The organism is Halomonas sp. SL18_1, from assembly GCF_055755715.1.
The window spans coordinates 3994545-4011440 of sequence record NZ_JBVTRK010000001.1 but is presented as its reverse complement, the minus strand read 5'-3'; the positions used below and the strand labels follow the sequence as shown (position 1 = coordinate 4011440).

General features: G+C 65.2%; 18 protein-coding genes. 8 read left to right on the top strand and 10 right to left on the bottom strand.

Going from position 1 to position 16896, the window contains the following annotated elements:
- The first annotated feature begins 61 nt into the window (after positions 1 to 61).
- The 6 genes from ACSJDS_RS20500 (at position 62) to ACSJDS_RS20475 (ending at position 5803) form a co-directional block, all read left to right on the top strand.
- Positions 62 to 1048: an ABC transporter substrate-binding protein gene (locus tag ACSJDS_RS20500; protein ID WP_473034837.1), complete on the top strand. Its 987-nt coding sequence runs from the start codon at positions 62 to 64 to the stop codon at positions 1046 to 1048.
- Between the two features lie 2 nt (positions 1049 to 1050).
- Positions 1051 to 2751: an ABC transporter permease gene (locus ACSJDS_RS20495; protein ID WP_473034836.1), complete on the top strand. Its 1701-nt coding sequence runs from the start codon at positions 1051 to 1053 to the stop codon at positions 2749 to 2751.
- Positions 2739 to 3785, top strand: coding sequence for an ABC transporter ATP-binding protein (locus ACSJDS_RS20490; RefSeq protein WP_473034835.1), 1047 nt, complete (start codon positions 2739 to 2741; stop codon positions 3783 to 3785). The genes ACSJDS_RS20495 and ACSJDS_RS20490 overlap by 13 nt, the downstream gene beginning before the upstream one ends.
- Entirely contained in the window at positions 3782 to 4759 is a 978-nt protein-coding gene (locus tag ACSJDS_RS20485) for an MBL fold metallo-hydrolase (RefSeq protein WP_473034834.1), read from the top strand. Before ACSJDS_RS20490 ends, ACSJDS_RS20485 begins: the two co-directional genes overlap by 4 nt.
- 54 nt (positions 4760 to 4813) lie before the next feature.
- A complete protein-coding gene (locus ACSJDS_RS20480) occupies positions 4814 to 5362 on the top strand; it encodes a histidine phosphatase family protein (RefSeq protein WP_473034833.1) in 549 nt (182 codons plus the stop codon).
- Between the two features lie 63 nt (positions 5363 to 5425).
- On the top strand, positions 5426 to 5803 hold the full coding sequence (locus tag ACSJDS_RS20475; protein ID WP_473034832.1) for a phosphatase domain-containing protein: 378 nt from the start codon (positions 5426 to 5428) through the stop codon (positions 5801 to 5803).
- Positions 5804 to 5871: 68 nt separating this feature from the next.
- On the opposite strand, the gene ACSJDS_RS20470 is transcribed toward ACSJDS_RS20475, so the two are convergent.
- The 8 genes from ACSJDS_RS20470 to ugpB all read right to left on the bottom strand — a co-directional run bounded on the left by ACSJDS_RS20470 (position 5872) and on the right by ugpB (position 12550).
- Positions 5872 to 6231: a CHAD domain-containing protein gene (locus ACSJDS_RS20470; RefSeq protein ID WP_473034831.1), complete on the bottom strand. Its 360-nt coding sequence runs from the start codon at positions 6229 to 6231 to the stop codon at positions 5872 to 5874.
- Positions 6232 to 6254: 23 nt separating this feature from the next.
- Positions 6255 to 7244, bottom strand: coding sequence for a CHAD domain-containing protein (locus ACSJDS_RS20465; RefSeq protein WP_473035094.1), 990 nt, complete (start codon positions 7242 to 7244; stop codon positions 6255 to 6257).
- Between the two features lie 28 nt (positions 7245 to 7272).
- Positions 7273 to 7428 (bottom strand): hypothetical protein, encoded by a 156-nt coding sequence (locus tag ACSJDS_RS20460; protein ID WP_473034830.1) that lies wholly within the window; start codon positions 7426 to 7428, stop codon positions 7273 to 7275.
- 105 nt (positions 7429 to 7533) lie between these two features.
- A complete protein-coding gene (locus tag ACSJDS_RS20455) occupies positions 7534 to 8334 on the bottom strand; it encodes an inositol monophosphatase family protein (RefSeq protein ID WP_473034829.1) in 801 nt (266 codons plus the stop codon).
- A complete protein-coding gene (locus ACSJDS_RS20450) occupies positions 8331 to 9404 on the bottom strand; it encodes a sn-glycerol-3-phosphate import ATP-binding protein UgpC (protein ID WP_473034828.1) in 1074 nt (357 codons plus the stop codon). The genes ACSJDS_RS20455 and ACSJDS_RS20450 overlap by 4 nt, the downstream gene beginning before the upstream one ends.
- A 1-nt stretch (position 9405) precedes the next feature.
- Positions 9406 to 10254, bottom strand: a complete 849-nt coding sequence (ugpE, locus tag ACSJDS_RS20445; protein ID WP_473034827.1) for a sn-glycerol-3-phosphate ABC transporter permease UgpE — start codon at positions 10252 to 10254, stop codon at positions 9406 to 9408.
- A 21-nt stretch (positions 10255 to 10275) separates the two neighbouring features.
- Positions 10276 to 11160, bottom strand: coding sequence for a sn-glycerol-3-phosphate ABC transporter permease UgpA (gene ugpA / locus ACSJDS_RS20440; protein ID WP_473034826.1), 885 nt, complete (start codon positions 11158 to 11160; stop codon positions 10276 to 10278).
- Positions 11161 to 11230: 70 nt separating this feature from the next.
- Positions 11231 to 12550 (bottom strand): sn-glycerol-3-phosphate ABC transporter substrate-binding protein UgpB, encoded by a 1320-nt coding sequence (ugpB, locus tag ACSJDS_RS20435; protein WP_473034825.1) that lies wholly within the window; start codon positions 12548 to 12550, stop codon positions 11231 to 11233.
- Positions 12551 to 12838: 288 nt separating this feature from the next.
- Here ugpB and ACSJDS_RS20430 point away from each other — a divergent pair, with 288 nt between their 5' ends.
- Positions 12839 to 14599: a GGDEF domain-containing protein gene (locus tag ACSJDS_RS20430; protein ID WP_473034824.1), complete on the top strand. Its 1761-nt coding sequence runs from the start codon at positions 12839 to 12841 to the stop codon at positions 14597 to 14599.
- 137 nt (positions 14600 to 14736) lie between these two features.
- Positions 14737 to 15987, top strand: a complete 1251-nt coding sequence (locus tag ACSJDS_RS20425; protein ID WP_473034823.1) for an MFS transporter — start codon at positions 14737 to 14739, stop codon at positions 15985 to 15987.
- On the opposite strand, the gene ACSJDS_RS20420 is transcribed toward ACSJDS_RS20425, so the two are convergent.
- The gene (locus tag ACSJDS_RS20420) at positions 15984 to 16529 is read right to left on the bottom strand and encodes an undecaprenyl-diphosphate phosphatase (RefSeq protein ID WP_473034822.1); all 546 of its coding nucleotides are present in this window, start codon (positions 16527 to 16529) and stop codon (positions 15984 to 15986) included. The genes ACSJDS_RS20425 and ACSJDS_RS20420 overlap by 4 nt on opposite strands.
- A complete protein-coding gene (locus tag ACSJDS_RS20415; protein ID WP_473034821.1) occupies positions 16433 to 16846 on the bottom strand; it encodes an undecaprenyl-diphosphate phosphatase in 414 nt (137 codons plus the stop codon). Before ACSJDS_RS20415 ends, ACSJDS_RS20420 begins: the two co-directional genes overlap by 97 nt.
- Between the last annotated feature and the right edge of the window lie 50 nt (positions 16847 to 16896).

The window sequence follows — 16896 nt, the reverse complement described above, 5'->3', positions numbered from 1 at the left end:
TCACTTTGCTGTAAGGCGATGACAGTAATGTTGATGGGGCCCAACCTCAGGAGATTTTCTCATGTTGAAGCGCCCCTCGATTACCGCTCTTTCCGCAGCCGCAATACTGGCCGGCCTGGCTCTTCCCGCACTCGCCAGCGACAAGCTCGTGCTCTACACCAGCCAGCCCAACAGCGATGCCCAGCAGACCGTCGATGCCTTTCGTGCCGCCCACCCGGATATCGAGGTGGAGTGGGTGCGCGACGGCACTACGCAACTGATGACCCGTCTGCGCTCCGAGCTCTCGGCCGGCGTCAGCAATCCCGACGTGCTGCTGATTGCCGACAGCATGACCATGGTGTCACTCAAGCAGGAGGGGCATCTGCAGGGCTACCTCAGCCCCGAGCGCGAGGCCTATGCTGCCGAACTGTATGAGCCGGAGGGCTACTACTACGGCACCAAGCTGATCACCACCGGTATCGTCTACAACACCGGTGCCGATCGACAGCCGCAGAGCTGGGAGGAGCTCACCCAGCCCGAATACGCTGGGCAGGTCACCATGCCGAGCCCCCTCTACTCGGGCGCCGCGCTGATTCATATGGCGGCGGTGGAGGCTCATCCTGATCTGGGGGAGGGATACTATGAGGCGCTGCAGGCCAACCGCACCGAGGCCCAGGGCGGTAACGGCGGCGTGTTCAATGCCGTGGCGGCAGGCAACAAGCCCTATGGCATCGTGGTGGACTTCCTGCCGATCCGTGAGGCCGCCAAGGGCTCGCCGGTGGCGTTTGTGTTCCCCGAAGAGGGCGTGAGCGCCGTGACCGAGCCGGTCGCCATCATGCAGCAGGCCAGGAATCTCGAAGCGGCGCAGAAGTTCGTCGATTTCGTGCTCTCGCGTGAAGGGCAGGAGCTGGTCAGCGAGCAGGGCTACCTGCCCGCACATCCCGAGGTGGCGCCGCCCGAGGGCTTCCCCGCGCGTGACGATATCGCCCTGATGCCGCTGGATACCCAGAGTGCCCTGGCCAGGGAAGCCGAGCTCAAGCAGCGCTTTGGCGACCTTTTCGGTAGCTGATCATGACACCGAGTCTGACTGACGGCAGCCAGCAACGCTGGCTGCTCACCTTGTTAACCATCACTATCGTGGCGCTCAGCCTCGTGCCCAGCCTGCGCTTGCTGATGGAAGCGCTGGGCGACCTGGCCCAGGGCAACGAGGCACCGCTATGGCGAGTGCTGCAGGCCGAGAGCACCTGGCGGGCACTCTGGCGCAGCCTCTATACCTCGGGGCTGGGCATGCTGATTGCCCTGGCGCTGGGAAGCCTGTTCGCCTTCGTGGTCACGCTGACCAATATTCGCGGCAAGGCCTGGCTGGTGTTCTGCTTCATGCTGCCCATGATGATTCCGCCCCAGGTCACGGCGCTGAGTTGGCTGCAGCTCTTCGGTCCGGCCAGTCCGCTGCTCAAGAGCATCGGCATGGCGCCACCGCTGGGCAGCCCGCAGCCCCTGTACTCCGCCGAGGGCATTGCCCTGCTGCTGGGCATCCAGAGTGCGCCGCTGGTGTTCCTGGCTCTACGCACCTCACTGCTTTCCCTCCCCCGTGAGCTGGTCGAGGCCGCCAGAATCAGCGGCGCCCGCCAGACCCAGGTGTGGGGCCATATCATCCTGCCGGTGACTCGCGGCGGCCTGATCGCCGGCGGTGCCATGGCGTTCATCTCCAGCCTGGGCAACTTCGGCATCCCGGCCATGTTGGGCATCCCCGCCGGCTACTATGTGCTGCCGACCCTGATCTACCAGCGCATGGCCAGCTTCGGCACCGGCGTGCTGGCCGAGATGGCCTCGCTGTCGCTGCTGATCGGCTTTCTGGCGCTGGCCGGTGTGGCACTGCAACAGGCGTGGATGAAGCGCAGCCGATTCGGCCTGGTGGGCCATGCCGGACGTGCCCACGACTTCTCGCTGGGGCGTTGGCGCAGCGCGGTGACCGCACTGTTGGTCGCTGTGCTGATGGCGATTCTGGTCGCACCCCTGGCCGCCTTGATAGTGAGCTCGCTGGTGCCTGCCGTGGGGGTGCCGCTCTCCTGGGAGACCGCCACCTTGAATGCCTATCACGAAGTGATCGGACGCCAGGGGGCGACCTGGCGTGCAGTGCACAATAGCCTGAGGCTTGCGGGAGGGGCCGCGCTGGTGCTGATGCTGTGTAGCCTGCCACTGGCCTACCGCCTGCAGCGTCTTCCCCAGCGCTGGCAGAACCTGGCGCTGAGTGCCATCGAGCTACCCTACGCGCTGCCGGGTGTGGTGCTGGCGGTGGCTTGCATCCTGCTCTTCGTGCGGCCTATTCCGGTGGTCAACGTAGCCCTCTACGGCACCCTGGGGCTGATCTTCGTCGCTTACCTGATGCGCTTTCTGGTGGTGTGCCTCAAGCCGGTGTCCGCGGGGCTTTCCCAGCTCGACCCTGCATTGGAGGAGGCCGCCCAGCTTGCAGGTGCCGGACCCTGGCGGCGCTTGGTAGGCATCGTGCTGCCGTTGGTGGCTCCGGCCATGTTTGCGGGTGGACTGCTGGTGTTCCTGCTGGCGGTAAACGAGCTGACGGTCTCGGCTCTGCTGTGGAGTGCCGGCAGCGAGACCCTGGGCGTTCTGATCTTCAATCTTGCGGAGGGTGGCGAGAGCGTCCTGGCTGCAGCGGTGTCGGTGCTGGTGGTGGCGATGATCGCTGCGCTGATGCTACTCCTCAGCGTGCTGGCGCCTCGCCTGCCCAAGGGAGTCGTGCCATGGCAGAGCTGATAATCGATCGGGTTACCAAGCGCTTCGGCGAACAGTCCGCCGTCGAGGCCCTCTCGCTGGACATCGAACCGGGAGAGTTCGTCGCGTTGCTCGGCCCCAGCGGCTGCGGCAAGACCACCATGCTGCGCATGCTGGCCGGCTTCGAGTCACTCAGCGAGGGCAAAATTCGCCTGGGGCAGCGCACACTGGCCAGCCGTGAGCACCATGTGCCGCCCGAACAGCGCAACATGGCGATGGTGTTCCAGTCCTACGCCCTATGGCCGCATATGAGCGTGGCCGATAACGTCGGCTACCCGCTCAAGCTGCGGCGTCTAGCGGGCGAGGCCTACCGCCGTAGGGTGGAACAGGCGCTGGCGATGGTGGATCTCGCTCCTTACGCCGAGCGCACGCCGCAGGCGCTGAGCGGCGGTCAGCGACAACGCGTGGCGCTGGCCCGCTGCCTGGTCACCGATCCGCAAGTGGTGCTACTCGACGAACCCTTGGCCAACCTCGATCGCCACCTTCGGGCGTCCATGGAGCAAAGCTTTCGGGAGTTTCATCGCCGCACCCGGGCCACCATGATCTACGTCACCCATGACCAGAGCGAGGCGATGTCGTTGGCTGATCGCATCGCCGTGATGCGTGACGGCCGGCTGGCGCAATGGGCCACGCCCGAAGCGCTCTATCGCAAGCCACTCAGTGCCTGGGTAGCCGGCTTCATCGGCCAGGGCAGCCTGCTCCGGGTGGCGGCGGGGCGGCCGGGCCGGCGCCTGGAAGAGGCTGCCTTGATGCGCGGGCTTGCCGCCGTTTCCGGCGAGCGTACCCAGTCGGTGCTGGTGCGTCCCGAGCATGTCATGGTGTTGCCTGATGACTCAGCAGGGCGGGGCCTGCTGGCGCGGGTGGAGAGCGTGACCTTCCGTGGCGAGCGCTACGAGTTGCACCTGCGTCTCGAAAGCGGTGAGACGCTGCTGGCCTATCATCATGCCGCGCCTGCCATGGGGCAGGAGGTGACGGTTGTGCTGCACGAGGGATGGTGCCTGGAGCCCGACGTATGAGCCTGCGTATCGAAGTGCTCAGCGGACTGGGCGAGAAGGCCCCGGCCGCCATCCTGGTCGAGGCCGAGGGCAGGCGCCTGCTGCTCGATGCCGGCGGTGCCCTCCACCCGGGGCAGTCGAGCGAATGGGCCAAGGGCCTGGATGTCGATGCGGTGCTGATCAGCCACGACCATGTCGATCATATCGGCGGCGTGGCGGCGTTGCCCGCCGAGCTGCCGCTCTACTGTACGGCCCCGGTGGCGGCTGCCCTGCCGCAGGGGCGTGAGTGGCGTCCCTTGCCCGCACGCGGCGAGTGTCGGATTGCTGGCATTACGGTTACCACTGGCCAGGCGGGGCATTCGCTGGGCGGTGTATGGCTGCATCTCGGTGTTGGTCAAGGCGTTTATTACAGCGGTGATGCCTGCCTGGAATCGCTGCTGTTTCCCTTCGACGAGCCGCCGCCGGCCTGCGTTGCGCTGCTGGATGCTTCCTACGGGCTCTACGATGTGCCCCAGGCGCAGTGCCGAGACGCCCTTGCGCAGCAGCTGAGCGAACCGCGGGTAATGCCGGTGCCGGCTTCGGGTCGCGCGCTGGAGATGGCGCTGTGGCTCGATGCCATGGCGCCGCGGCTCGGCATCGACTGGAACCTGGACGACGCCTGTCGGGTGGGGCTCGAACGCTTGCTGTGCCTGCCCGCCACGCTGCGCCGGGTGGAACACGACGCGGCCATTCGCCGGCTGCTCGAGGCCTCGCATTCGACCTCGCCCAGACTGTGGCTGGTGGAAGACTGCGACGACGACCCGGATGACTGGCCGATTCATCGCCTGCTTCATACCGGCTATCTCACCCCCGACGACAGCGTCAGCGCGCAGCGGGTGAGGTCGACTGGCGACGCTGGAACGTCCACCTGCGATTGTCGCACCTGCGCGTACTGGTGCATCGGCTCCGGGCCATACGGGCGATTCCACTGTTCACTTCCCAAACCCATGAGGTAAGCAACATGTTGCAACTACCGACAGGATTGGCCGTGAACGCGGCGGAGGAAAGCGATGTTGCTGGCTAGGCCCTTCGTCTTCATTCGCCACGGCGAGACCCGGCTCAATCGCGAGCAGCGCATCTGCGGGCGCATCGACGTGCCATTGACGGCGCTGGGCGAGGCTCAGGCGCGCCGGGCCGGCGCCTGGCTGGAGCGACCCTGGAGCCGGGTCGTGACCAGCACCCTGCAACGCGCCTGGCACACCGCGGAGCTGGCGGTGCCCGGCCAGCAGGCCACGCGCCTGAGCGGGCTCGACGAGCGCGACTGGGGGCAGTTGGACCAGATGCATCTGACGCAGCAGCCGGCCTACGAAGCCACGCCACCCGGCGGCGAGAGCTGGGCGGATTTTCAGGCCCGGGTGCTGACGGCGCTCAACGGCGTGCTGGCAAGCGCGGAGCTGCCGCTGATTGTGGCTCACTCGGGGGTGTTTCGGGCCATCCGCGCCCAACTGATCGGCACGCCGCACGGCCCGCGGCTGGCCAACGCCACCCCGTACTTGATGTCGCCCGGCGTTCTGGGTTGGCAAATACACCGCTATGAGGCACATCAGCATGCAAGATAACGCAGTAATCGTCGATGTCGACGGCACCCTGGCAGAGTTCAATCCCGGCCGGGAGGGGCCTGGGTGCTGGGGCCGGAAAAACAGTGGGATCCATTTTTTTCGCATATGGCCGAGGCCCCGGCCATCGAGCCGGTCGTGAGACTGGTACGCATCCTGGCGGAACAGGGCCAGAGCATCGTGATCTGCAGTGGTCGGCCCGATGGCTATCGCGAGCACACCCGGCGCTGGCTGATGGAGCAAGAGATTCCCTACCACGGCCTCTACCTGCGAGACCAGGGTGATGATCACCTCGCCGACGAAGTCGTAAAATCCCGGCTGCTTGAGCGTATGCGCTGTGACGGCTTCATCCCCTGGTTAGTCCTGGATGATCGCGATGCCGTGGTGGCGCAGTGGCGTCGCCTGGGCCTCACTTGCCTGCAGTGTGCCGACGGTGCTTTCTAAGCCTTCCAGCTTAGCGGTGCGGCGGTCGTCAAGGGCAGAGCCTGGTGGCTTTCGCCGCTCAGGAGGATTCACAGGGCGTCCTTGCTGGCAAGGGCGCCGAGCCTCAGGATGGCGTGCCGTGCCGCGGCCTTGCGTTCCTCGCGTCGTGCTTGCCAATGACGCAGCGCCTGAAGAGTTTCCCGAGAGGGCGATGCCTGTTGACGAAAGGCCTCGAACCAGGCCAGCTGCGTGCAGAGGTCCTGAAACTCTCCCAGCCGCTCCTGGCGCCCCTTGAGCTGGTCGAGCAGGCCCCGGTGCCTTTCCGGTGCCAACTCGGCGAGATAGCGGATGCGCTTCACCTGCTTGCGCAGCCGATGCAGTGCCGCATCCGGAGAGGCTTCGTCGAGAGAGTTAAGGAGCGCATCATGGCGGGCCAGTTGCTCGTGCAAGACCTGATCGACCTGAGGTTTCTTCAGGCGGTTGAGTGCCTTGGCAAAGTCCCAGAGTCGATGAGCTCCCTCCATGCCTGCATGTCGCGAGCATAGCGTCGCCCTCGCAAGTTTTCCCTGAACGCCTGGCGCGCCCTCTGTGCCTCGGCACGCAGCCAGGCAATTATCGGCTCCCGTGCTTTCCGGGGGGCATCGTTAGACCGCCGGCTCAGGTCATCCAGCATTACCTCCAGGTCGCGCAAGTCGCTGGTGGCCTGTGCATGACGACGCAGCCCTTTCAACGCACGCTTGAGCCCCGGGATGTCAAGAATGGCTTTCAGCGCCTCTCCCACCGCTCGGCTGCGTCGCAGGTTGACCCGATACTGGTGCAGGAATTCGGGGTCGTGCCCGGCGCTTGCACCGGCTTCCAGGGATCGGATCATGCGGTACTGGTATGCCAGTCGATACTGGATGCGCGTGGCCGTCTCCAGCTTGTCGAGGCGCGGCGGTTCAGGCGCCTTACGCTGGAACAGGGTATGACTCGCTTCCAGAGGCGAGAGCGTATGGCGGACCTCCCCTTGGCAGCGGCCCAGATCGTGCCAGGTGTCGATGGGCAGGGCGAGGTGTATCAGCCCACCGGTCGGTAGCCGCTTGGGCACCTCGTCGCTCAAACGTTGGGCCAGTGCCAGCAGGGCAGGATTATGGCCGATCAAGGCGAGATGATCGACCGCAGGATCAACGGCCTGGAGCCATCGGTGAAGCGCTTCTTCCTCGAAGGTGTAAAGGGCGTCATGGCACCGTGCCCGCTTTACCAGATCCAGCTCGTGCAGAGCGGTATCCAGTGCCTCTAGCGTTTGCCGAGCCCGAAGGGCCGAGCTGACGTGGATGTCTCCGCAAAAGGCACCAAGTTGCCTCAGCGCCGGGGCCATGGCCGCTGCCTGGCGCTGGCCTCGGGCGCTCAGCGGACGCTGGCGATCCTCGATATCGCCAGTTCGTTTCGCCCTGGCATGTCGAATCAAGTAGAGATGCTTCATGGCAGTCGACCCTCTTGTCCGTGGTGCGTCAGTCGTTTTTGCGATTGTCGGGCCGTTGCTCACATCTTGAGCGTCGCCGCTCGCGCTCACGGCGACGGTGCTGGGCCAGGGCATTGCCATTGGCCAATTGGACCAGGAACTCGACCTCCTCGTCACTCAGCGGTTCGCGCTGTCGCCGTGGCATCGGGCTGTCTCCTGTCGAAGGGTCTAGGTCTCTAGACGCTAACGACGGAGGATGACAGCAGGGTGACGAGTCGGGCCGGGCAAGGCATCAAGTGTATCGAGGTGGTCAGCCTGCCTTCAGCAAGGCTTCGAGCAGCGCATCGTGCCGCTCGGCATGGGCCACCAGCAGGCTGTGCCATTCGGCGGGATCGGTGTTGCCCTCGAGGTCAGTCACGACAAGGCCTGCCTCCCGGGCGAAGACGATACCGGCGGCCACATCCCACAGGTCGAGCCTGGCGCCCTGGGACCAGAAGGCATCGAAACGGCCAAGGCCGGTGTAGGCGATCTCCAGAGCTGCCGAGCCGGGGGTCCGAATCCCGGCCACGGTCGGCATCAGTGCCGTGAGCTGGCGCAGGCTGGTAGGGCAGTCGCCCTTGGCGTGATACGGCAGGCAGGTGGCGAGGAGCATTTCCGGCATGGGGCGGGCTGGAGAAGCGACGACACGATGGCTGCCAAGGTGGGCGCCTTGTCCTTTGACCGCCCACAGCATCTCGTCGAGCAGCGGCTGGTAGACCACCCCATGGGTCAGCTGGTTACCCTCTTGCACGGCGATGGACACCGAGAAGTGAGGCACGCGGTGCAGGAAGTTGTTGGTGCCATCCAACGGGTCGATGACCACCACGAGGGTGCCGTCCTGGGCTGGCGTTGCGCCCGTCTCCTCCCCCAGGAAACCCACCTCAGGATGGTGGCGACGCACGGTGTCGATGATGGCCCGCTCTGCCGCCCTGTCGTAGTCGGTCACGAAGTCCGAGGCGCCCTTGCACTGGAAATCGATCGTGCCTGCGGCCTGATAACCCTCGCGCAGGATTTCGCCGGCCGCCTGAGCGGCTTGCTTGAGCGTGTCGATTAGCGGCGTCTTGTGGATCATGCGGCCTCCTGTCGGGTGGGTTTGTCGGTGCGCCTTCCGCTTTCCCGGTGGAAGGGGTGCAGCGCTTCGCGGCGCACGTAAAAGCGCAGGGTCTCGCCTTCCGCCACCGGCGGCTGGCCGGCGGTGCGAATCACGCTGGACTGGTCGCTGCCGGCCAGGCGCACGTAGAGGTGGCTCTCAGCGCCGGCGGCCTCGAACAGCTCCAGGGTGGAGTCCACCACCAGATGTGGGCCACTCGGGGTCTGCATGTGCAGGTCGTCGGGGCGGATGCCGACGATATCGGTGCCTGTGGGCAGGTCCTCGAGTAGTCCATTGCCCCGCTCACGCAGATAGTCCAGCGGAATCAGGTTCATCGCCGGCGAGCCGATGAAGGTGGCCACGAACAGGGAGGCCGGGCGCGCGTAGATCTCCATGGGTGTGCCGACCTGTTCGATGCGACCGCCGTTGAGCACTACCAGGCGGTCGCCCAGGGTCATGGCCTCGAGCTGGTCGTGAGTGACGTAGAGGCTGGTGGTCTTGAGGCGACGCTGGAGCTGCTTGATCTCCACGCGCATCTGCACGCGCAGCTTGGCATCGAGATTGGAGAGCGGTTCGTCGAACAGGAAAGCGGCGGGTTCGCGCACCAGCGCCCGGCCCATAGCCACCCGCTGGCGCTGGCCGCCGGAGAGCTTGCGTGGCTTGCGCGGGAGGAACTCCTCGATTTCCAACATACGTGCCGCCTCGCGCACCCGGCGCTCTATCTCGTCGCGCTTGAAGCCGCGATTCTTCAGTCCGTAGGCGAGGTTGTCGAACACCGTCATGTGGGGATAGAGGGCGTAGTTCTGGAACACCATGGCAATGTCGCGCTGGGCGGGCTCCAGGTCGTTGACTATCCGCTCGCCGATGGTCAGCCGGCCCTCGCTGATGGTCTCGAGACCCGCCACCATGCGCAGCAGGGTCGACTTGCCGCAGCCCGAGGGGCCTACCAGCACTACGAATTCGCCGTCCGCCACCTCCAGGTCGACGCCCTTGACCGCCTGGACATCGCCGGGATAGGTCTTCTTCAGGCCTTCCAGCTTGATACTTGCCATTTTACTTCTCCGTCTCGGTCAGGCCCTTCACGAACAGCCGTTGCATGAACAGGATCACCAGCACCGGGGGCAGCGCGGCCATGACCACCGCGGCCATCACCAGGTGCCATTGCGGGTCGCCGTCGGCGGCGGTGGTCATGCGCTGCAGGCCCATGACGATGGTGTAGTAGTCGGGGTCGGTGGTGATCAGCAGGGGCCACAGGTACTGGTTCCAGCCGTAGATGAACATGATCACGAACAGCGCGGCGATGTTGGTCACCGACAGCGGCAGCAGGATGTCCTTGAAGAATTTCAGCGGCCCGGCGCCATCAACGCGGGCGGCTTCCAGCAGTTCTTCCGGCACCGTCATGAAGAACTGGCGGAACAGGAAGGTGGCGGTCGCCGAGGCGATCAGGGGGATGGAGAGGCCGGCGAAGCTGTTGAGCATGCCGAGGTCCGCCACCACGCGGAAGGTGGGGATGATGCGTACTTCCACCGGCAGCATCAGGGTGATGAAGACGATCCAGAAGAAGAACATCCGGAAGGGAAAGCGAAAATAGACGATGGCAAAGGCTGACAGCAGCGAGATGGACAGCTTGCCGAGGGTGATGGCCAGCGCCATCACCAGGCTGTTCCAGAGCATTTGGCCTGCCGGCGGGGCACCGGCGCGGGAGAGGCCGGTCTGCCACATGGCGCGGTAATTCTCCAGGGCGTGGCTACCTGGTACCAGCGGCAGGGTGCCGCGCAGGAACTCGCCCGGCCCCTGGGTGGAGGCGACGATGGCCACGTAGACCGGAAACAGCACCAGGGCCACGCCGAGGATGATGATCAGATGGGCAACCAGGTTGCCCCAGGGCCGGTTTTCGACCATGATGTTGCGTGCCTCTTGGAATCAGTAGTTGACGCGGCGTTCGATGAAGCGGAATTGGATCACCGTCAGCGCGATGACGATGGCCATCAGGATCACCGACTGGGCAGCCGAGCTGCCGATGTTCATGCCCACGAAGCCGTCGGCGTAGACCTTGTAGACCAGGATGTTGGTCGCCTGGGCCGGGCCTCCCTGGGTGGTGGCATGAATGACGCCGAAGGTGTCGAACATGGCGTAGACCACATTGACCACCAGCAGGAAGAAGGTGGTGGGGGTGAGCAGCGGGAAGACGATGGTCCAGAAGCGCTTGGCCGGACCGGCACCGTCGATGGCTGCGGCCTCGATCAGCGACTGCGGGATCGACTGGAGCCCGGCCAGGAAGAACAGGAAGTTGTAGGCGATCTGCTTCCAGGCCGCCGCGATGATCACCAGGATCATGGCATCCGTGCCCGAGGTGCGGTGGTTCCAGCGGTAGCCCAGCATGTCGAGCACGTAGGGCACGATGCCAATGGAGGGGTTGAAGATGAACCACCACAGCACACCGGCGATGGCCGGTGCGATGGCATAGGGCCACACCAGCAGGATGGTGTAGCCATCTCGGGAGCGAAGCATTCGGTTGACGGTGACTGCCAGGAGTAGGGCCGCGCTCATCGAGAGCAGGGTCGTGCCCAAGGCGAACACGGCGGTGACCGAGAGGGAGTTGAGATAGTAGGCGTCTTCGAACAGCCGGGAGAAATTGGCCAGCCCGACGAAGGTGGTGCTCAGGCCGAAGGCATCCTCGCGCAGCAGCGATTGGTACAGCGCCTGTCCCGCCGGCCAGATGAAGAAGATCAGGGTGATGATGACCTGAGGCGCCAGCAACGCATAGGGCAGCCAGCGACCGGGAAACGTCATGCGTTTGGTCTGCATGATTTATTGCTCGGCAAGACGATGAAAAAGGCGCCCCCTCCCAGGGGAGGGCGGCGCGAAAGGGCTGTTCTTATTGATTGGCTTGCTGGAAATCCCTAAGCAGGGCATTGCTGCGCCGTGCCGCATCGGCGCTGGCCTGCTCGCCGCTCTTGCGTCCGGCCATCACCGCTTCCATCTCCTCGGAAATCATGTCGCGAATTTGCACGAAGTTGCCGAAGCGCAGCCCCTTGGAGTTCTCGGTTGGCTCGTTGAGGGTCATCTGCTCGATGGAGATCTCGGTGCCCGGGTTCTCGGCATAGAAACCCTGTGCCTCGCTAAGCTCCCAGGCGGCATGGGTGATCGGCAGGTAGCCGGTGCGCTGATGCCAGTCGGCCTGCACCTCAGGCTCGGAGAGGTAATCGAAGAAGGCCGCCACGGCTGCGTACTCCTCCTCGCTGTGCCCGCGCAGCGTCCATAGGGTGGCACCACCGATGATGGAGTTTTGCGGCGCATCCTCTACGTCGGCGTAGTAGGGCAGCATGCCGTAGCCGACCGCGAAATCGGCATTGGCCAGCACGCCGGCACGGGCTGCCGAAGAACCGAAGAACATGGCGCACTCACCGGAATAGAACATCGGGGCGGCGTCGCTGCCCGGTCCCGGTCCACCCCAGCGGAACACGCCCTCGTCTTGCCACGTCTTCAGGTTGTCCCAGTGGCGGGCCACCAGCTCGTTATCGAAAACGAACTCCGTTTCGAGGCCGCCGAAGCCGTTTTCCAGGGTGCCCAGCGGCGAGTCGTGCATGGCGGAGAAGTTTTCCAGCATCACCCAGCTCGGCCAGGAGGTGGTGAAGCCGCAGCTGGCGGCATCCTGCTCGCTTAGCCGGCGTGAATAGGCTTCGACGTCCTCCCAGGTCTGCGGCGCACCCTCGAGCCCCGCCGCCTCGAAGGCATCGCGGTTGTAGTAGAGGATCGGGGTGGAGGAGTTGAAGGGAAAGGAGAGCATGTTGCCGCGGGTATCGGTGTAGTAGCCCACCACTGCCGACAGGAAGGCCTCCCGATCGAAGGCTCGGCCATGGTCTTCCATCAGCTGGTAAACGGGATAGACGGCGCCTTCGGCGGCCATCATGGTGCCAGTTCCGACCTCGAACACCTGCAGGATGTGGGGATGCTGGCCGGCGCGGAAGGCGGCGATGGCACCGGTCATGGTCTCGGTGTAGTTGCCCCGGTAGCTGGGGCGAACCCGATACTCCTCTTGGGAGGCGTTGAAGTCTTCGGTGATGCCTTCCAGTATCTCGCCGAGTTCGCCGCCCATAGCATGCCACCATTGCACCTCCACGGTGGCATGAGCGGACAGCGACAGGCTGGCTGCGGCGATGCCGGCGGCCAGGCCTTTCAATGAAAATGCGGGCATGATGCTCTCCTTGCGTCTGCGGCGACCCATGGGCCAATGATGAAAATGAACACTTTTCCCGCCGATATTAGTGACAGGCGATGACATCGCGGTGGCAGAAAAATGTCGGTTAGGTGATGGTGGGTGGCTGACATCATGTATCCAGCCTGCCTCGGGGCGTTGGTCGGTCGCGGTGGGGCTGATGAGAGTTCGTGTCCATGGCGATGCTTCAGTGACACGCTTCGACTGTCATGGATTTGCCATCGCACTGCCGCATCCTTATGGCTTTTCATGGCGACGAGTGCGGGCATGACACCGAGCGAGCAACACCTGCTGGAGGCGATCATCGTTGGGGAGCAGTTGACGCCCTACTTCCAGCCCATCGTCGATATGGGGCAACGCCGCATCCACGGCTATGAGGCGTTGATTCGTGGTCCACAGCATTCACCGCTGCACGCTCCCCAGCGGCTTTTCGAGAGCGCCATGCAGGCCGGTCTGCTAGTGGAGCTGGACCTGCTCTGCCGGCGGCTGGCCATCGAACGTTTTGTGGCGCTGGGGCTTGGAGGAAAGCTGTTCCTCAATGTCATGCCCTCGACCCTGCTGGAGCGTGACTTTCGAGAGGGGCTGACCCTGGCCTATCTGGATAGAGGTGGGCTGGCACCGGAGCGGGTGGTAATCGAGCTTACCGAGCATCTTCCCATCGCGGATTACCAAGCGATGCGACAGGCCATGGACCACTATCGGGAGATGGGCTTTCGAGTGGCCCTGGACGACCTGGGGGCGGGTCACTCCAGCCTTCGCCACTGGGCGGAATTGCGTCCGGACATGGTCAAGCTGGATCGTCACTTCGTCGCCGGGATCGATAGTTCTCCCGACAAGCGCGAGTTCCTGCGCTCGCTGCTGGACGTGGCCCGCAGCCTGGGATGTGAACTGATTGCGGAAGGTGTCGAAACCGCCGAGGAGCAGCGCTGTCTCTGGGAGCTGGACCGTGGGCTCGTGCTGCTGCAGGGCTATTATTTCGCCCGACCCTGTGCCGAGCCACCGCGCCAGGTGTCGCCGCTGCTGCCCAGCCACGGCCTGACGGCACAGTCACCGCGACGCAGTGCCAGCACGATTGTTGCGCAGGTGGACCCTGTCTCGCCGAGGCTGCCGGTTCTGTCCCTGGTAGAGCGCTTCCGTGCCCAGCCCGAGCTTCGCTGCGTGCCGGTGGTGGAGGCTGACCGCCCACTGGCGGTGGTGCGTCGTCACGAATTCCTGACGCTGTTCACCAATCCCTACAGTCATGCTCTGCACGCCAGAACAGAGGTGGATCAGATTGCCGATCGTCACCTGCTCAGCGTGCCTCAGGATACGTCCCTGGAAGTACTCAGCCAGCGCATTACCGATGCCCGTGGGCTGCAGCAGGAGGACTTCGTAGTCGTCGACGATACGGGGCGCTACCGAGGCATGGGGAATATCATCGACCTGCTGCGGGAGATCACCGCCATCCAGGTGCGCCAGGCCCGCAACGCTAATCCGCTGACCGGCCTGCCGGGGAATATCCTGATTCAGGAAGCGTTGACCGAGCGACTACGTCAGGGGCAGGCCCTGGTGGCGGTGTTTGCCGACCTGGATAACTTCAAGGCCTACAACGACGGCTATGGCTATGCCGAAGGGGATCGGATGATCCTGTCACTGTCGCGACTGTTGTTGGCGCGCCTGAGTGATGCCGATGATTTCCTGGGGCATGTGGGCGGCGATGACTTCATGCTGCTGCTCGGGGGAGATGACTGGCGAGCTAACTGCGAGGCGATACTCGCGGATTTCGCCGCTCTGGTGCCCGAGTTCTATCGTCCTGAGCACCGCGCTGCCGGCGGCATGGTAGGTGAGAGTCGCCGGGGTGAGCAGGTCTTTCATCCACTGGTCAGCCTGTCGCTGGCGGCGCGGCCGATAGCGGCCGGTGAAGCACTGGCGCCGCCACAGCTTGCCGCCGAGCTCTCCGAACTCAAGGCCCAGGCCAAACGCCGGCCCGGCAACAGCCTCTTCGTCGATCGTCGCCACCACAGGCGTCGCGCGGGGAACTCCAGCTGAGGACACGGTGTCTCGGTCGTGTGCCGCTCTGGCTGCCAGAACTCAGATGACGAATGCAGCCTTCGCCAATGGCGTTGGCTAAAGGCGAAAAATTGTGTGTAGGCTAACGGTTTTCCCTGTTATGACCGGAGCCTGCCATGTCTGCCTCGCCTCCTGACGCTTTGTCGCTGCACGTTCGCGGAGAAGGCTGGCGGGTCCTTGCCGCCACGACCTGGGTGCAGGTCCTGTGCAGCGGGGGCATGCTGCTGGTGCCGACCCTGGCGCCTCAGGTGGCGGCGGCCTTTGGCATACCCACCGGCTGGGTGGGGCTGCAGGTCAGCCTGCTCTACGGGGTGGCGATGCTCGCCTCGCTGCAGTCAGCGGTGCTATCCAGACGCCTGGGGGGCTGCCGGGCCAGCCAGCTGGCCATGGCGCTGGTGATGGGGGGCTGTGCGCTGGCGCTGATCGGTACGCCCTTGGCCCTGCTGGCCACCACCCTGCTGCTGGGCCTTGCCTACGGTGTCACCAGCCCTGCGGCCGCCGAGCTGCTCTCCCGCTTCACCCCGCCGGAACGGCGCAACCTTGTCTACTCGATTAAGCAGACCGGCGTGCCCCTGGGCGGCGTGCTTGCCGGTTTGATGGCCCCCCCGCTGGCATCCATCTGGAACTGGCAAGCGGCCTTCCTGGCGGTGGGGGTGGCCTGCCTGGCCACCCTGCTGCTGCTTCAGCCGCGCCGCGAGCGATGGGATGCCAGCCGGGATGCCAGCGTGCGCATACAGCGGGCCGGCAGCCTGGGCGTGCTGCGCCGCTATTCGTCCATGCGTTGGCTGGGGGCCACCGGTTTCTGTCTCTCGGCCGCCCAGCTCTCGCTGCTCAGCTTCGCGGTGGCCTACATGGTCGAGGAGCTGCTGCTAAGCCTGGTGGTGGCCGGCGCCGTGGTCTCCCTGGTGCACGTGGCCGGGGTATCGGGCCGCTTGGCGTGGGGGGCGCTGGCCGACCGCCTGGGCGGCAGCCTGCCGGTGCTGTTTGGCCTCGCCGGGATCATTGCGGTGATCTTTTTCCTGCTGGCGGCGCTCGGCCCCGCGGTGCCAACCTGGCTGACGATCACGCTAATGGTGGTGGCCGGCGCCACAGCGGTGGGGTGGAACGGCGTCTACCTGGGAGAGGTAGCGCGGCGCTGCGAGCCCGGCGAGGTGGGCGAGGCCACCGCTGCCGTGCTGGTGCTCACCTACATGGGGGTACTGGTGGGGCCGGCGCTGTTCAGCCTGATCGTCTGGCTCACCGGCAGCTACGCCGTGGGCTTCCTGCTGCCCACGGCAACCGGCGCCCTGGCCGTGTTCTGCCTGTTTCGATGCGTGCGCAGCGACGGCCTGACCAAGGCTCGCCTCCCCAGGGACCGCCACCCCTAGCCAAGGTTGATCACGCCCAGCAGCACGGCGGCGGCCAGGCCCCAGAGGTAGAACGAGAAGACCTTCATGCGGGCGCGGTAGAGGAAGTAGAGCACCAGACGCAGGGCCAGGGCGCCCACGGCGGCGGCCACCACGAAGGCGGTCAGCATCACGGCATAGTCGAGTTCGCCGAGCCCGCCGTTGCGGGCCACTTCGACGGCCTGCACGCCGGTGGCGGCCAGGATGGTAGGGATCGCCAGGAAGAAGCTGTATTCCGCGGCCCAGCGGCGCTTGAGCCCGCTCAGCAGGGCGGCGGAGATGGTCAGGCCGCTGCGGCTAAAGCCCGGCACCAGCGCGAGCCCCTGGGCCGCGCCGATGACCAGGGCATTGCGCGGCGTGATCTGGCGCAGCCCCCGGGGGCGAGCGCCGAGGGTATCGGTCCACCACAACAGGAGCCCGGTCAGCGTCAGGGTGCCGACCACCAGCATGGGCAGCGCGAAGACCCGCTCAAAGGTGGTCTTGAGCAGCAGCCCCACCGCGGCGGTGGCCGCCACCGACAGCACGCAGAGCAGCGCCAGGCGCAGATAGAGCAGCTCACGCCCAGGGAGCCGCGCCGAGAGGCCCACTCGAGGCTCTGGCGCGTGATGCCGACGCTCAGGCGCACCAGACTCGATCGAAACACGAGGGCGATGGAGACCAGGGTGCCGACATGCACCACCAGGTCGAAGAGAATCATCTCGGCGCTGTCCGGGGCCGGCAGACGGTGTCCCTGACCGATCAGCCAGTGCTGCGTGAGCACCAGATGGGCGGTAGAGCTGACCGGTAGAAACATGAAGACGCCTTGTATGGTGCCGAGCAGGGTGGCGATCCAGAGAGTCATGATGATCAACCGTCGAGTAGTGGCACGCCTAGGGGTGCGGCAGTGAGTCG